Here is a 16,171-nt window from a genome sequence, read left to right as displayed (position 1 = left end):
AGTCGGCACCATCGAACCAATAGAAGAGATGGGAAAGAGCAAGAAAAAAGTCGTTGTCGCCATGAGCGGAGGGGTCGATAGTTCCCTAGCCGCCGCGCTTCTTGTGAGGCAAGGATATGACGTCATAGGCGTGACAATGAGGCTATGGGCCGAACCAGGAGCTGAACAGGAGAATACCGAGAGAAGTTGCTGTTCGTTGGCCGCAGTGGAGGACGCGAGACGGGTGGCGGCCAGGCTCGGCATTCCTTTCTATGTGCTCAATTTCGAAGAGGAATTCGAGAAGAGGGTCGTCAGATACTTTGCCTCTGAGTACGAGAGGGGACGGACTCCAAACCCATGCATACGATGCAACGAGGAGATGAAATTCGGGCTTTTGTTAATGAGGGCTAGGGAATTGGGGGCCGATTATATTGCCACTGGTCACTATGCGCGGATAAGGTATGATGAGAATAGGGGAAGGTATTTGCTGAAAAGGGCCGAAGATCGGCGAAAAGACCAGACTTATGTCCTCTATGGTCTCTCACAGGAGCAGCTGGCATCCACCCTCATGCCGTTGGGAGATTTCACCAAGGACAGGACCCGCAGGTTAGCTGCGGAGCTTGGATTTGACTGGGTGGCGAGAAAATCCGAAAGCCAGGAAATCTGCTTCATCCCTGATGATGACTACAGGAGATTTCTCGAGACTTATTCTCCAGGAGTCGCAAGGCCGGGGCGGATTGTGGACTCGAGCGGAAAGGTGCTCGGCATTCATCGCGGTATCGGGTTTTACACGATAGGCCAGCGTAAAGGCCTTGGTATTACTGCCAGTGAGCCTCTTTACGTGATTGACATCGACGCTGCTACAAATACACTTATCGTGGGCACGGTTCGAGAGGCGTTTTCTGAGGGGCTCATTGCCACCCAGGTCAACTGGATAGCTATTTCCGAGCTCAATGCGCCACTCCGCGCAGAGGTCAAAATCCGCTATACCGCGGAGCCTGTTTGGGCCATCGTATCCCCATATGCCGACCTCCCGGCGGATAGTGGCAATCGGGATTCTGAAGGGCATCATACACATCGGATAAAAGTCACCTTTGAGGAACCTCAACGGTCAGTTACAGCCGGCCAGTCCGCTGTCCTATATTCGGGCGATGTTGTGCTCGGCGGAGGAATCATCGAAAAGAGACTCTGAGCCGTGCGCTGCGGCCTTCACCTACTTCACCTGGCTGATGGCGTCGTTATGGCGCTATAGCACTTCTCCAGAAATTCTCCAAAAAGACTCCATGATTCTCCGAGAATGCCTTGATAATCCTTGACTTATGATTCTTATGGGAGTAAAATATTTCGTACCCAGATAATTTCGTATTACGAAATAATATACCCCTTCTTTGAATGAAACCCTTCTGAGGCAACCCTTCCGAGATTGCATCGTTTGCCATGAAGGTATTGAAGGAGGCATTTGAATGGAATGGGAAGCGGGGATACAAGATGATCTTTCCTCGGAGTCCGTGGCTCACGTCGATACTCTGCTTCGCGAAATCAGCCTGATGGTTCGAAAGAAGGGCAAAGAGGCGCTCTCGGATTATGGAGTCACCCCTCCTCAGTTTCATGCTCTCCTGGCCCTCAAGGACGGGGCCCTATCCATGGGCGAACTATGCGAGAGCATGTATCTGGCCCCTAGCACTATTACGGACCTTGTCGACAGGATGGAGGCAACCGAGTTGGTTGAGAGGATCAGAGATCCTCTCGATCGCAGAGTGGTAAGGATCAGGATAAGGGATAAGGGCAGACGACTGCTGGAGGAGGTCTTGGCGAGAAGACACATCTATCTATCGAGCGTTCTAGTTCACCTGTCATCCGCAGAGCGCGTTCAGCTCGTTCGAAGCCTTGAGAAACTCCACGAAATAATGTTCTCACCTGATAAGGATTCAAAAAAGGAGTAGGCATAATGGCGCAGGATGCAAGTTATGATTCGTCATCAGAAACGGTGGCCTCACCGGGGACCGGGTTATCTACAGGATTATCTATAAATAGGTCCGATAGGGCTGATAGAGTTGCGGAAACCAAATCTGGGCACGCTGTTGGGGCGCCTATTTCCCCTGGGACTGCTGAAATCACATCTGACCTCAGACGGAGAGTCATAGCGCTCTCCGGACCCGCCCTTGTGGAAATGTTTCTTATGTCTCTTATCGGGATGGCAGACATGATCATGGTCGGGCGCATGGGGAGTCAGGGACCGGCTGCTATAGCTGCCGTAGGTCTCACCAACCAACCCATGTTTTTTATACAGGCGGCCTTCATGGCCCTCAACGTTGGGACTACAGCCATTGTGGCGCGGTCTATAGGGGCGAGGGATCGAGCTACTGCGTGCAATGCCACGAGACAGACGCTCACAGTTACCATCGTTATGGGGCTCATGACAAGTCTTCTGGGAATATTGATATCCCACTCTGTGATAGTGTTGATGGGCGCGGAGGAGGAAGTGATCCCCCTTGGCACATCATATATGCAAATAGTCTCCGCAGGGATGATATTCGCAACCATCACAATGGCAATCTCTGCAGCCCTTAGAGGTGCTGGTGATACCAAGACCCCCATGAAGGTGAATGTGACAGCGAACATCGTCAATATAATAGGGAATTACCTGTTGATATATGGCAATTTCGGATTTCCTCGTCTTGGAGTCGCAGGCGCTGCCATAGCGACGAGCTTCTCCAGGTTTGTGGCCTGCATAATGGTTCTCAGGGTTATATATTCTGGACATTTCATCCTGCACTTGTCGCTGAAAGATTCTTATAGGCCGGATTTTCCTCTTATAAAGAGGATTCTGCGGGTCGGGGTGCCTGCGGCGATAGAGCAGTTCATATTACGCGGCGGTCAGCTTGTCTTTGTTAGGGTAGTGTCGAGCTTCGGAACCGTGGTCTTTGCCGCTCACCAGATCGGAATGAATATCCAGTCTCTATCCTTCACGCCGGGCCAGGCTTTCAGCATAGCCGCAACCACCCTGGTAGGTCAGGGACTGGGAGCGAAGAAAACGGCCCTGGCAGAGAAGGGAGCCATGGAGGCCAGGAGGCTGGGCATGATCGTGTCAGGGTGCACCGCGCTTATTTTTATATTCTTCAGCAGGCAGATAGCCTCTCTCTACACCAGTGACCCGGCCGTGATCTCCAGGTCTGCCATGGTCCTCAAGATCTTGGCCCTGGTGCAGCCTGCACAGTCCACGCAATTTATACTGGCGGGAGGGCTCAGGGGCGCAGGGGACACCAAATGGCCATTATATTCGACATTCATTGGCATTTGGGTGGTCAGGGTGGCATTGGGCTACTTTTTCGCTGTAGTCCTCAACCTTGAGCTATTGGGAGCTTGGATGGCCATGGCGATGGATCAGTTGGCCCGTTCTGCCATAATCTATGCCCGGTTCAAAGCTGGAAAGTGGAAGAGGGTAGCAGTCTAATTTCGATATTTTCCGCTATATAGGAATAAGAACTTATATAATTCGGCATATATCAGCAGGAATTTTCGATGCAAAAAAAGAAACCTCAGATGTTGTGGTGGTGGCGGCAGCGGAGGCGGTAAGAGATGAGGCTTATGTCCCTAGATAGAGTCACACCAGGGATGCGCCTGGCAAGGCCAATACATGGACCTGATGGGCAGAAATGGCTTGCCAGGGGCGTCGAACTCACCAGCGGATATATCGATCGTCTTATGGCTCGCGGGATAATGATGATTTATGTGGAAGATGACGCGACCTATGATGTAGATTCGAGGGATGTCATCAGTGATGAGATCAGGGCGCGAGCAATCAACGTGACCAGAGAGATACTCGACAAAGCTGCAAGTGCCAAGTTCTCGTCTCGTAGGCATGTGATCCATTCGGAGGTCTACGATATAGTCGGCGCCATAATTGATGAGCTCAGATCACGGATGAGGACCATCGTATCCATAATAAGCCTCAAATCCTATGATAACTATACATATGAGCATTCAGTAAACTGTGCCGTCCTGGGGATGATATTGGGCATAGGGCTTGACTATAGTGATGCCAAGCTTCGCAACCTCGGCATCGGTCTCTTGATGCATGATATAGGGAAGATGAGAATCTCGAAGGATATTCTCAACAAGGCTGGAGCCCTCGACCCATGGGAGTTTCAGCAGGTGAAGGCTCACCCTGAGCTGGGATTTGAGATTCTGTCTGAGGATGATGAGGTATGTGCCGTCTCGAGGGCAATTTGCCTTCAGCACCATGAGAGATGCGATGGTTCCGGGTATCCCCGGCGGCTCACACTCGAGTCGATCCAGGAATTCTCGCGAGTAGCCGCAGTCGTTGATGTATATGACGCGCTGACATCTGACAGGATTTACCGAAGAGCCTATCTGCCATCAGAGGCACTGCAATTTCTCAAAAAGGAGGCGGGAAAGACATTTGATGCCCGGCTGGTTCAGATGCTTTTCTCCTATATACCTCCGTATCCCATAGGTACCCTGGTCAGCCTCTCAACTGGCGATACTGCCGTTGTCGTGGACATAAATGGAGACAACCTGGAGCGGCCGGTAGTAAGGATCCTGCGTGACGCTCCTTCGGGCAAATCCCATCATGAGGGTCCAGAAGGCCGATCAGGAAGATGTGCTGGGGTAATAGAGATCGACCTTTCCAGGCACCGGGATATTACAATCCTTCATGGCCTTAGATCCTAGATCAAAGAGTCCGCCCATGACCCCGCGGAGCGGGGGGCCGTAGAAAGGGCCCCACCTTCGCCATCGCGCGGGGCACTATGTTATGGCCAGGGTTTTCAGTCGGTTTCTGGCAAGCCCATAAAGAGCCATATATTCTACCGCTGACTTGTTCCACGAGAAATCAGATTCCATGGCATGGCGGACCAGTCTTTCCCATGTTGCCCGGTCTCGATAGATCGCAAGGGCCCTCTTCACTGCGTCTATTAATGCTTCGCCTTTATACTCCACGAAACTGAAGCCATTTCCGATGCCGCGTTCGGGTTCATAGTTATGTACCGTGTCTGCGAGTCCACCTGTGGCTCGTACTATAGGAATGGTTCCATATCTCAGGCTTATCAGCTGGCCCAGGCCGCATGGTTCAAATTGTGAAGGCATCAAGAACATATCTGAACCAGCATAGATCCTCTGGGCGAGAGCCGAATTGAAGCCTACTACGGCGGCAACCTTCTCAGGATTGCGCTTCTTCAATGAAAGAATGAGTTCCTCATACCTGTCTTCGCCTTTCCCGAGGATCACCATCTGTAGATTCATGCCGAGGAGTTCGTCTATCACTTCGTCCAGCAGGTCAAAGCCTTTTTGCGCTACAAGACGTGACACCATTCCGATGACCGGCACATCTGCTGTCGGGAGTCCTACCTCCCTCTGCAATTCATATTTGTTCTGGCGTTTACCATTTAGGTCTTCCAGGCTGTAATTCTTGTATATCCTTGGGTCGGTCTCAGGATTGAATTCATGGTAGTTGATCCCATTTAAGATGCCGAAGAGATCCTGCTGTCGTTTTCGCAATACACCATCCATTCCGTATCCGAATTCCGGCATCTGAATTTCTTTTGCATAAGTTTTGCTGACAGTGTTTATTAGGGTGGAATATAGTAAGCCTGCCTTCATATAGCTTATATTTCCATAGAACTCGAGAAGCTCAGGGGTATAGTATTCATCCCCCACGTCTAGGAGTTGCAGGCATTCGCGAGGGAAATTGCCCTGGTACTGAAGGTTGTGGATGGTGAAAACAGTAGAGATCTGCCTATAGAAAGGATCTTGTGAATAATGTTCCTTGAGTAAAAAGGCTACGGGGCCCGTTTGCCAATCGTTGAGATGAATGATGTCGGGGCAGAAATTGATGACCTTCAACATTTCTAGGATCGCTTTAGAGAAAAACGCGAAGCGCTCGCTTTCATCAAAATAGCCATACAGGTTATCCCGATCGAAATACTGGTAATTGTCGATGAAATATACCGGGATCATTTTCTCGATGTCATCCAATTTGGCCCGGATAAATGATTGCCTGATTATGGCAGTCTCTTTTCTCCATCCGATCCATACCGGGAGATCGGCCAATGTGGAGACATCAGTGATCCCCCTATAGCGCGGCATTACCAGCCTGACGTCATTTCCATGGATGGCGAGGGCTTTGGGCAGGGAACCGGCTACATCTGCGAGACCACCTGTCTTCGCGAAAGGCGCGATTTCGGAAGATGCTATCAGAATCTTGAATGTATCGTCGAATTCCTGTTTCCTGTCGATATCCACTATAGTTCCTCCCTTGAGCGGACAGCAGAAACCAGATCATATCTCAGTTCCTCGGCTGCAAGCTCCGGAGCCGTAGGGTTGATATAAAATCCGGTTCCAAGCTCAAATCCCGCTATGATAGTGAGCCTAGGCAAGATCTCGATATGCCAGTGATAGGTTTCCCCATACCCTGGCTCCCAAGGCGCGGTATGGAGCAGGAGATTATAGGGAAGAAATTCAAAGGCATCCTCCAGCTTTGCCATTACCCCCTTGAGCAGCTTTGAGAGCCCGGCTAGCCCCGAAGGATCATCATACAAGGCTTCAAAATCGTGGCTGTGTAGGATGGGGAAGATCTGGATCTCATAAGGGAAACGTGAAGCATATGGACAGAATGCCACAAAACTTGAATTCTGATCAACGACTCTCGTGCCTTCCTGCCTTTCCTTTCGAATTATCGCGCAGAATAAGCACTCACCCGTCGCCTCGTAATATTCATGTGCTGTGTTGAGTTCATCACGCACCGCCACAGGAATTATAGGTGTTACTATTATCTGGCTGTGGGCGTGCTCAAGTGATGCCCCGGCAATCCGTCCGGAGTTCTTGAAAAATTGAAAATATCTGAACCGTCCATCTTTCCTAAGCTCTTTCATGCGAAGGAGCACCGCGCGAAAGATATCTTCAAGCTGTCCATCGCTGTAGCTTCCCCATGTGGCGTCGTGGTCGGGAGATTCTATTAAAACCTCATGGGCTCCCACTCCGGGCATGTGACGCAGGAGTCCATCCATGGCGACTGGGGAATCCTCCTCATTGGGCGAGACAGCAGGGAATTTATTGGGGACGACCCTCACTGACCATCCAGGACTATCCCTCAGGTCGGTATTTCGTCCCAGGGCTAATACTTCGGGCGGGGTCATGCCTTCATTCCCCTCACAAAATGGGCATACCCTCGACCCCCCTTGCCGGACTTCCCTTTCAACTTTGAAGTCGTGGGGCCGTTTTCCTCTCTCTTTTGCGATGATGGTCCAGCATCTTGAAATAGGATCCGCTCTCAATTCACTCATTGGATGTCCTGCTCACCTCATTCTATGTTATAAGGTCCGGCAGAGCAGGTGATTTTATTCATTCGCGACCTGCGGAGATTTCAAAAACATTGTATAGTATATGCTATAACATGTCCATCGTAAGACGATTCGTGGTACATATGGGATTGCCCGCGCCATGAAGGGGCCGCGGGCAATGGACCGAGAAACGGGTTTTGGGACTCCCATGGACTCTCCCCTAGAAGATTATCAGAAGCAAGATCACCAGGACTGCCACCCAGATTATCCAGGACCAGAAGATTATCCCTTTGGTTTCCATGATCCTTCCTCCTGCGAGAGATAATCGAAACTAGACTTTGGGTCACGAGACAGGTCATTATTCCTTTTCGTCAGCAGGCTCAGTCTTTTTCACATCAAGGGGAACCAGGAAGAAAAAGAAGAAGAACAACAACAGGATGATTATTATCAGCCAGAAGAAATCGGGATTGAGCGGTTTCATATCGTCTCCTCCTTTCTACAGAATCGAGCGGCGTTTATGTATGCTCATTTATGCAGGTCACGATTCCTCGCAACCTCGCCTTCGCTTACATAGTATGGTGGTTCATCCTCAAATGTTACTGGGTTGTGCAGGATATGAAACATCCTGGAACTAAGGCGATGGCACCTGAATATACTCTTAATGTGCATGAGAGGAGGGTCTTTATGGGGCAGGACTTCAGTAAGTTTCTAGATGGCTTGCAAAATATCCAGGGCAAGGCTCAGGATATTCAAGCCGGTCTCAAAGCTAAAACAGTTGAAGGTGTGGCTGGTGGTGGTCTGGTAAAGGTCACTGCAAATGGATTTGGTGAGGTATCCGACATTGTCGTCGATGGGAAGCTTCTGAGCTCAGAAAATCTGCCGATGCTTCGCAAACTTCTATTGCAGGCTATCAATGAGGCCATTGGCAAATCTAGGGGACTTGCTGTCTCAGAGGTATTCAACGCCATGGGCGGCCCACCGAATGAGACCCCATGAATGGCAAGGAGGTAAGGTGGGATGGCCGATGATGATTATCGTCTATTCTCCATTTTGAGGGAGTTGGTCCTGTCCCGTGGACAGTCAGCTCTCACCGGAGACGAACTTCTGGAAATGCTGAGTCTCCTCAACCTGCTTGGGATAGTGGATCTCATAAGATCAAGGCGTCCCGCCAATCTGGGATGTGTCCCCGAGTTGGCTCATGATGCTGATGACAAAGCGGTGGATGCGCCAGGGACTTCTCATATGGTCTCGTCGCATGAAGGTACGGCGCCAGATCTGATTTCGATCATCTCGAACCTTGCCGGCCAGTTGGGTTTGGGTGACAAGGTGTCGCCGGCGATGATACAGACTATGGCAAGTTTGCTGGCAAATCAGATGTCGGGCGCGGGGCAGAGGAAACTCACCAGCCTGAGCAAGCCTGCGGCTGGGAAATCGCCTCCCGAGAAAACCGCCGTCGAGAAATCCATCTCTGAAGGGGATCAATCCAAAAGCCCCCAGCCAGCGACCGAAGGGGACCAGACCAAAAGTCCGCAAAAAGCCGAGACTCATTCTGGTGAAGCAAGGGAAGCCAGCCGAGATAGTCCCCTAGACTGGCGCAAGCAGTGGAAAAGAGGATGATACTCAGAGATACGAGGGGGGATGGCAAGATGGCAGGGCCTCGTACCATTACCGAGGATGAACTCAATCTGATCGCGGCCCTGAGGCCGTTTATGAGACCCAGGGCCCAGCAGTTGATCGATACATTCTTGGAGATCGCCAATCAGCAGCTCCAGGCGACAGGTCAGAAAGAAATCGACACCCGAGTACTGCAAAATGAGGTAATGGGGTTAATCAAACAACAGATGGAAAATTTCATTCTCCTGGGTGCGATTTCAGGAATATTGACGATACCAGAGTTGCTTCCGGATAAACGTGAGGAAAGCGTGAACCAAGACAACACGCTGGTAGAAGAACCCATGGAGGACAATACCACCCTGGATAATGGCACTCAGGCGATCATGTAGTCAAAACCCATCTGCATTCACAAGCGCCGGACAGTGCGCCGGCGCTCTGAATTTCCTCTCTAAATCCTCTTTGGAACTTGTCGCCTAGGCTTTCAGATCGCCCTCTTTACTTTTCCCGCCTTGAGGCATTTAGCGCATACCCTGATATGTCTCACGGTTCCGTCGACAACCGCCTTTACACGGCGGATATTCGGGCGCCATTGCCGCTTAGTCTTGATGTTTGAGTGGCTGACTTTATTCCCTGTCTGTGAATGCTTACCACAAATATAGCAAATCTGGGGCATTTAACGGCCTCCTTATCATGTACGCTTGATCATGCAAAATGACACGCTTATTCTATCACACGCCCCAGCGTAGCGCAACCGCAATCCTTAGCATTTTCGCCGCATCTTTGCCGGGATTTCCACTTTCATCATCAGCCATCATCGCCTCCTTCACGCGTCTCTGTGCGAGGAAATGAGTATGTCTTGCCTTTTACGCCAAATGAATATAATCTATTTAAGGAGCAAGAAGCTTTTGAGGGAATCAGCTTTCCATTTCGTGGTGGCTCGGACATTGTCCGGGACAACTCCCAAGAGGAAATGCGCGGCAGGCGGCGAATAGTTTCGTTGCACGAGGGCGGAGGGATACGGCATGGGCAAGGAAATGAGCACAGAACTCGGTCAGATAAACATCTCCGATGAGGTCATAGCCGCCATTGCTGGCATGGCAGCAACTGAATGTTATGGCCTGGTGGGCATGGCTTCAAGAAATCTCCAGGATGGGATTGCGGAGCTTCTAGGTAGAGACAATCTGGGTCGAGGTGTTGAGGTAAAGCTCGATGGGAATGAGGTTGCTATAAGCCTCTATGTTATCGTCGAATATGGCGTCAAGATTCCTGAGGTCGCCAACAATGCCATGAGCAAGGTCTGCTACGTGGTGGAAAGCATGACGGGGCTCAAGGTGCGGCGGGTAGATGTCATTGTGCAGGGAGTGAGGGTGGGGTCAGTTGGACAGAAAAAGGGTTAGACCTGCCGATAGGGAGGTTCCTTGCTTGAATTCTGAATACCTTACCGGGATGGATCTAGCGAAGGCGATTTTGTCCGGCACAGATTGGTTGGGCAAGAATGCCGGCATCGTGGATGAACTGAATGTATTTCCTGTGCCTGATGGGGATACGGGTAAGAATATGTACCTGACGTTGACGGCGGCGGTCAAGGAGGTACAGGCGCTGGAGGACAGGATGCCAAGGGTGGCCGAAGTCTCGGAGGCTGCTTCTACCGGTTCACTCATGGGAGCGCGAGGGAACTCAGGCGTGATCTTCTCCCAGTTGTTTCGCGGTTTTTCCAGCTCTCTCAAAGATCAGGATGTGATGACGGCTCAGGATCTGGCAAGAGCCCTTCAAGAGGCTGCCAGGGTTGCATACAAGGCTGTCATGAAACCTGTGGAAGGGACCATGCTGACTGTGGCCAAAGAAGCTGCCAGGGGCGCATATTTAGCCAGCCTCGGCACCAAAGACATATGTGAGGTGGCGAAAGCCGCGCTTAAGTCAGCCCAGGAGGCCCTGAATAGAACACCCGAACTCCTACCAATACTCAAGGAGGCCGGGGTTGTGGACGCCGGAGGCAAGGGCCTGGTGATCTTCCTCGAGGGAGCCATCGCGGGTCTTACCGGAGTCTATCAGTCACTCGATGGCGCAAGGGAGCATGTCGTTGCCATGCCACGGAAAAGGGGTCAGACGAAAAGCGAGCCTCAGCGCATGGGGCGGTATGCCCAGACCCCAATCGTAATTCAGGAGGGATCGCGCGCTCCAGCTCAGGAGCTTGCAGCCAGGGCTCACCCAGAGACACTGAATTACAAGTATTGCACAGAATTCATACTAAAGGGGCGTGGACTGCCTCTCGATAATATGCGGCAGGACCTTGCCGCTTATGGAGACTGTCTCCTTGTGGTTGGAACTCAAGATGTGGCCAAGGTTCATGTCCATACGAATGATCCGGGGATCGTGCTGCAATACTGTGTCGGGCTCGGAGATCTGACCGAGATACAGATCAACAACATGGTGCTCCAGAATAAGGAAGTCTCGGAAAAAGCCCGAGAGACAAAAGCTGAGGCCCCGGAGGCTGAGAAAAGATTTGCCATAGTGGCCGTAGCGTTTGGCGAAGGGCTGCGGGAGATCTTGAGAAGCCTTGGGGCGGACGAAGTGATCGAGGGCGGTCAGACTATGAATCCGAGCATCGAGGATATAGTCAAGGCTGCCGAAAAGGCTCCTTCCAGGCGCGTTATCGTGCTGCCCAACAACTCGAACGTGATCCTTACTGCAGAGCAGGCAAGGAACGTTTCCGAAAAGGAAATCCTGGTCGTCCCTACGAAGACCATTCCCCAGGGGATTGCGGCGCTCCTCGCCGTTGGACCAGATGCGGACCTTGAGTCTGCCAGGGTAAAAATGGAGAGACAGATTGCAGGTGTCAGGACAGGGGAAGTCACCTACGCTGTCAGGAACTCCGCCGTTAATGGGTTCACCATTGAGGAAAATGATATAATCGGGTTGGCGGACGGGGACTTGAAGGCGGTAGGAAAGGATCGCCAGAAGGTTGCACTTGATTTGGTCAGGGAAATCATAACTGAGGATACCGAACTTGTGACGATCTATTATGGGGAAAAGATGACTCAAGAGGAGGCCAGCAAGCTTGCCGAACGGATCCAGGAGGAGTATCCCAACTGCGAAATTGAAGTCCAATATGGCGGCCAACCACTCTATTTCTACATCATTTCAGCTGAATGACATCGGCCGAAAATTGTTTGGCTCTTCTGGCATCCGTTCGCATCTCGATGATCCTATCTCTTCAGTGCGTGGAGTTGGACAAGCCAGGGCTTCCAGTTTTATGGCGCTTGGGATCGAGACAGTGGATGACATTTTGTGGTATCTCCCGAGACGTTACGTAGATTTCTCCACCATAAAGCCCATTGAACAGGTGATCGCCGGGGAAACGGTGACCGTGATGGGCGAAGTGATATCAGTGGAAGTAAAGCAAAGCGCCCGGGACCGCCGTCTCTGGCTCAATATCGCCCGAGTACGGGATGACACTGGAACGATAGATATCGTATTCTTCATGAGAACAAGGAATGCTAAGATGCGCCCAAGGTTCAGCATGGCGCCCTCAAAGGGCGCTCTGGTCTATGTCAGCGGCGTCGTCCAGCATTCATATGGTCGCTTGGCCATGGTGAACCCTGATTTTGAAGAAATACATGGCGCTCGAAGGGATGAACAGAAGGCAGGTCCTACCAAAGTATCTGCAGAGGACGAACTCCTTTCTACTGGCAGGGTGGTGCCTATATATGGCCTGACCCGCGGGCTCGGGCAAAGGACGATGCGCAAGATCGTCTCAAATACCCTTAAGTCTTACAGCGATGAGCTCGATGAAGTGATCCCGATCGAGATCCTGGCGCGTCATGGATTGCCAGAGAGACACTGGTCTTTTGCAAACGTTCATTTCCCAAGGAATTTGGATTGTGCCGAAGAGGCAAGACGCAGGCTGGCTTTTGAGGAGCTATTTCTGCTGCGACTGGCCCTGCGGCTGCGAAGATCCCAATACAGGGTTCCTGGTAGCGGGATGCCCTGTATTTCGGACGGAGATCTTGTCAGAAGGTTCAGGGGACTCTTGCCATTCAATCTTACTCGGGCTCAGGAGCGCGTCATCGGTGAGATTCGCGACGACATGGAGAGGGATGTTCCCATGTCGCGGCTCATTCAGGGAGATGTAGGGTCAGGGAAGACCATAGTCGCAGCTTTTGCCATCGTCAAGGCGGTAGAAAGCGGATATCAGGCCGCGCTCATGGCGCCCACCGAGATCTTGGCCGAGCAACACCGTAGATCGCTAGAGCGACTGTTACAGCCACTGGGGATCTCCATCATTTCCTTGACTGGGGGATTGTCCGCCAGGGAAAGGAATCTGTCTCTTGCAGAGATAGGCTCAGGCGCATCTCAGGTCGTAATTGGAACGCATGCCCTCATACAGGATGATGTGACGTTCAAGCGCCTGGGACTGGTTGTCACCGATGAGCAGCACCGTTTTGGGGTCAACCAGAGGATCATGTTGGCTTCCAAGGGCGAAAACCCTCATGTGTTGGTCATGTCTGCCACGCCCATTCCAAGGACCCTGGCGCTCGTCGTCTATGGGGACCTTGACATCTCCATAATAGACGAACTGCCTCCCGGCAGGACACCCATCGAAACCCATTGGGTGAAACCCTCCGGGAGATCTAAAGTCTATGATTTCATCCGCGGGCAGGTGGCCTCTGGCAGACAAGCATATATCGTATGCCCACTGATAGAGGAATCTGAGGATATGGATGCCCGTGCCGCGACGGCCGAGGCCGAACGACTCAAGGCAGGGGTATTCCGTGATATGCGGGTAGGCCTGCTTCATGGCAAAATGGGAGGACGCCAAAAAGAAGAAGTGATGAGGCAATTTCGTGACGGGAAGCTGGATGTCCTGATTTCTACTACTGTCATCGAGGTGGGAGTCGATGTCCCGAATGCCACCGTCATGGTCATAGAAGATGCGGATCGATTTGGGCTCGCGGAGCTTCATCAATTGAGAGGTCGTGTCGGGCGGGGCCCGCATAGATCATATTGCATATTGATAGCCAGAGCCGATAATCCGGTCTCCAGGCAGAGACTTCAGGCCATACAGAGGACCACCGATGGCTTTCTGATAGCCGAGGAGGATCTGCGACTCAGAGGACCCGGTGAGTTATTTGGGGTAAGACAGCACGGGATTCCCGACCTCAGAGTGGATATCTCTACAAAGGATCTGAGCATTCTTGAGAGTGCCGCGGCTGCCGCCCTTGAAATCGATATAGATGAGCTCTCCCCGGGAAGATGTCTTGAGAGGCTTGGTAGAGAAGTTTTTCGACGCTTTATCTCGCTGCTCCCGCAGGCAGGGGCCTGATTTCGGAAAAATTTCAATAGTTGATGATGTCCCGGGGATCTGCCAGACAAAAAGATGACGGCCCAATGGCCGCCACCTCGTGGGAGAGGAGAAACCGGAGGAAGAGCTTATGGGGGAGGGTTCTCCTGAGCATGTGCCTCTAGGATCACGCCTCCTCATCGCTTCTCTCAGTGTTATTTTGCTCGGCATAATTGATTTTATTCTTTTTTGTTAATAGTAAATAATGGGATCCAACCTGCCACTGGGGGTAAGTTACATGGTGAGGATCATCGCCGGAAGCGATAGGGGGCGTAGGCTCAAAACACCTTCGGGGCGTGGTGTCCGCCCTACCATTGACCGTGTGAAAGAGGCTCTTTTCAATATACTCGGGGATCTTGTGGTCGATTCCCGCTTTCTTGATCTCTTTGCAGGTGCAGGTGGGGTTGGTATCGAGGCCTTGAGCCGGGGTGCAAACCAGGTCGTGTTCGTGGAGCTGGATGCGCGCCATGTGGAGATTATTCGTGAAAACCTTGAGCTGTGTGGATTTTCCGACAGGGCTAGAGTGTATCGAAATGATGCGGCGAGGGCTTGCCAGATATTAGGTCAGAAAGGCGTTCGATTCGACATCATCTTTGCGGATCCGCCATATGGACGGGGGCTTCATTCATCTATCCTGGGCCAGATAGATCAGGCCGGGATCCTGCGCGCCGGCGGAGTTGTTGTGCTGGAGCATGGCAGTCGTGATTTGGTTCCGTCTTCAACCGCTCATTTGAAGTTCTCTCGCACAGAGAGGTATGGAGACACGCAGTTGTCATTCTATTTGCGCCAGGATGAAATCTGAAGGATTTGCACGACAAGATAGGACTATACGTAGAAACCATCGGGAGATGATCTTGGGTGTTTAGAGTAGTGTACCCGGGTAGCTTTGATCCCGTAACTTGTGGCCACTTGGACATCATTGAAAGAGGTCATCAGATGTTCGACGAGATCATTGTGGCGGTCCTGACAAATCCCGCCAAACAGGCCTTGTTTACGGTAGAGGAACGCACCGACATGCTAAGAGAAGTTACGCGTCATCTTGATAGGGTCACCATTGAATCATTTGATGGCCTTCTCGTGAATTTCGCTCGAAGCAGGGGTGTACAGGCGATTTTGAAGGGCCTCAGGGCTATATCTGATTTTGATTATGAGTTTCAAATGGCCTCGATAAACAGGAAACTCGAGCCTTCTATAGAAACTATCTTTATGATGACCAATAATGAATATGCATTTCTCAGCTCAAGCGCAGTCAAGGACCTGGCGAGATTCGGCGGATGCCTACGTGGGCTTGTTCCAAGGCCAGTGGAAGTCAGACTCCGGGAGAAATTCCGGAAGAATCAATGAAGATCATGGGAAGATCCTGGGGGTGTTGAGATGACCGGCGCAAAGATAATGGAGATTCTGGATGCTATCGAATCTTTGATCGAAAGGTCTAAGAGGGTACCGCTTTCCAGCAAGGTTATTGTTGATGCTGAGCAGCTTCTTGACCTTGTGGATGACCTTCGAATAGCACTTCCTGACGCTATCAAGGACGCCCAGACTCTTTTGGCGGATCGCGACAGGCTCCTTACCGATGCTCGGATGGAGGCCGAAAGACTCTTGGGTTCCGCTCGCCAGCGGATGCAAGAGCTTATTAAGGATTCCGAAATAGGCAAGAAGGCGAGAGAGTATGCCCAGGAAATCGTGACTGAGGCCAGAAGCCAGGCGGAGGAAATAAGAAAGGGCGCCGACAGTTATGCCGCTAGCACTCTCAAAAGTCTGCTGGAGAGCTTGGCCCGCGCCCAAAAAGTCGTGGAAAAGGGCATAGAAGAACTGAATAAGCGCGAGATGCCTTCAGGGAATGCTTCCGGGTCGACCGGGACGCCTGTGCCGAAGGCTGAAATGTCAGCGCAAGGCGGTGCAAATCATTCCAAGTTGGTTGCTGCCAAGTAATGTA

The 16,171-nt window shown here is 51.6% G+C and carries 16 protein-coding genes; 13 read left to right on the top strand and 3 right to left on the bottom strand.

Going from position 1 to position 16,171, the window contains the following annotated elements; all coding sequences use genetic code 11:
• Positions 1-28 precede the first annotated feature (28 nt).
• The 4 genes from mnmA (at position 29) to HPY52_02115 (ending at position 4,674) form a co-directional block, all read left to right on the top strand.
• On the top strand, positions 29-1,171 hold the full coding sequence (mnmA, locus tag HPY52_02130; protein ID NPV79064.1) for a tRNA 2-thiouridine(34) synthase MnmA: 1,143 nt from the start codon (positions 29-31) through the stop codon (positions 1,169-1,171).
• A 271-nt stretch (positions 1,172-1,442) separates the two neighbouring features.
• Complete coding sequence (locus tag HPY52_02125; protein ID NPV79063.1) at positions 1,443-1,922, top strand: MarR family transcriptional regulator; 480 nt, start codon at positions 1,443-1,445, stop codon at positions 1,920-1,922.
• Between the two features lie 5 nt (positions 1,923-1,927).
• Positions 1,928-3,433 (top strand): MATE family efflux transporter, encoded by a 1,506-nt coding sequence (locus HPY52_02120; protein NPV79062.1) that lies wholly within the window; start codon positions 1,928-1,930, stop codon positions 3,431-3,433.
• Between the two features lie 125 nt (positions 3,434-3,558).
• On the top strand, positions 3,559-4,674 hold the full coding sequence (locus HPY52_02115) for an HD-GYP domain-containing protein (GenBank protein ID NPV79061.1): 1,116 nt from the start codon (positions 3,559-3,561) through the stop codon (positions 4,672-4,674).
• A 75-nt stretch (positions 4,675-4,749) separates the two neighbouring features.
• Here HPY52_02115 and glgA read toward each other — a convergent pair whose 3' ends face one another.
• Positions 4,750-6,201, bottom strand: a complete 1,452-nt coding sequence (glgA, locus tag HPY52_02110) for a glycogen synthase GlgA (protein ID NPV79060.1) — start codon at positions 6,199-6,201, stop codon at positions 4,750-4,752.
• 41 nt (positions 6,202-6,242) lie between these two features.
• Positions 6,243-7,283 (bottom strand): galactose-1-phosphate uridylyltransferase, encoded by a 1,041-nt coding sequence (galT, locus tag HPY52_02105; protein NPV79059.1) that lies wholly within the window; start codon positions 7,281-7,283, stop codon positions 6,243-6,245.
• Positions 7,284-7,811: 528 nt separating this feature from the next.
• Between galT and HPY52_02100 the strand changes: the two genes are divergently transcribed.
• Genes HPY52_02100 through HPY52_02090 form a run of 3 tightly spaced genes read left to right on the top strand, consistent with a single transcriptional unit; the run spans position 7,812 to position 9,283 of the window.
• Positions 7,812-8,276 (top strand): YbaB/EbfC family nucleoid-associated protein, encoded by a 465-nt coding sequence (locus HPY52_02100; protein ID NPV79058.1) that lies wholly within the window; start codon positions 7,812-7,814, stop codon positions 8,274-8,276.
• A gap of 21 nt (positions 8,277-8,297) precedes the next feature.
• Positions 8,298-8,897, top strand: a complete 600-nt coding sequence (locus HPY52_02095; GenBank protein NPV79057.1) for a hypothetical protein — start codon at positions 8,298-8,300, stop codon at positions 8,895-8,897.
• A gap of 29 nt (positions 8,898-8,926) precedes the next feature.
• Positions 8,927-9,283 carry a hypothetical protein gene (locus HPY52_02090; protein NPV79056.1) on the top strand — a complete coding sequence of 119 codons (357 nt, stop codon included), beginning with the start codon at positions 8,927-8,929 and terminating at the stop codon, positions 9,281-9,283.
• A 92-nt stretch (positions 9,284-9,375) separates the two neighbouring features.
• Here HPY52_02090 and HPY52_02085 read toward each other — a convergent pair whose 3' ends face one another.
• Positions 9,376-9,567 carry a 50S ribosomal protein L28 gene (locus tag HPY52_02085; protein NPV79055.1) on the bottom strand — a complete coding sequence of 64 codons (192 nt, stop codon included), beginning with the start codon at positions 9,565-9,567 and terminating at the stop codon, positions 9,376-9,378.
• Between the two features lie 349 nt (positions 9,568-9,916).
• On the opposite strand from HPY52_02085, the gene HPY52_02080 reads away from it, so the two are divergent.
• The 6 genes from HPY52_02080 to HPY52_02055 all read left to right on the top strand — a co-directional run bounded on the left by HPY52_02080 (position 9,917) and on the right by HPY52_02055 (position 16,167).
• Positions 9,917-10,291, top strand: a complete 375-nt coding sequence (locus tag HPY52_02080; GenBank protein NPV79054.1) for an Asp23/Gls24 family envelope stress response protein — start codon at positions 9,917-9,919, stop codon at positions 10,289-10,291.
• A 25-nt stretch (positions 10,292-10,316) separates the two neighbouring features.
• A complete protein-coding gene (locus HPY52_02075; GenBank protein NPV79053.1) occupies positions 10,317-12,047 on the top strand; it encodes a DAK2 domain-containing protein in 1,731 nt (576 codons plus the stop codon).
• Positions 11,953-14,217, top strand: coding sequence for an ATP-dependent DNA helicase RecG (recG, locus tag HPY52_02070; GenBank protein NPV79052.1), 2,265 nt, complete (start codon positions 11,953-11,955; stop codon positions 14,215-14,217). The genes HPY52_02075 and recG overlap by 95 nt, the downstream gene beginning before the upstream one ends.
• Positions 14,218-14,476: 259 nt before the next feature.
• Positions 14,477-15,037 (top strand): 16S rRNA (guanine(966)-N(2))-methyltransferase RsmD, encoded by a 561-nt coding sequence (gene rsmD, locus HPY52_02065; protein ID NPV79051.1) that lies wholly within the window; start codon positions 14,477-14,479, stop codon positions 15,035-15,037.
• Positions 15,038-15,093: 56 nt separating this feature from the next.
• Positions 15,094-15,579 carry a pantetheine-phosphate adenylyltransferase gene (coaD, locus tag HPY52_02060; protein ID NPV79050.1) on the top strand — a complete coding sequence of 162 codons (486 nt, stop codon included), beginning with the start codon at positions 15,094-15,096 and terminating at the stop codon, positions 15,577-15,579.
• Positions 15,580-15,609: 30 nt separating this feature from the next.
• Positions 15,610-16,167, top strand: a complete 558-nt coding sequence (locus HPY52_02055) for a hypothetical protein (protein NPV79049.1) — start codon at positions 15,610-15,612, stop codon at positions 16,165-16,167.
• Positions 16,168-16,171: the final 4 nt, after the last annotated feature.

The sequence above is a fragment of the Bacillota bacterium genome, assembly GCA_013178415.1.
Classification (GTDB): Bacteria; Bacillota; SHA-98; order Ch115; family Ch115; genus Ch115.
The sequence above is the reverse complement of the archived record's forward strand: the minus strand, read 5'-3'. Positions and strand labels throughout refer to the sequence as shown.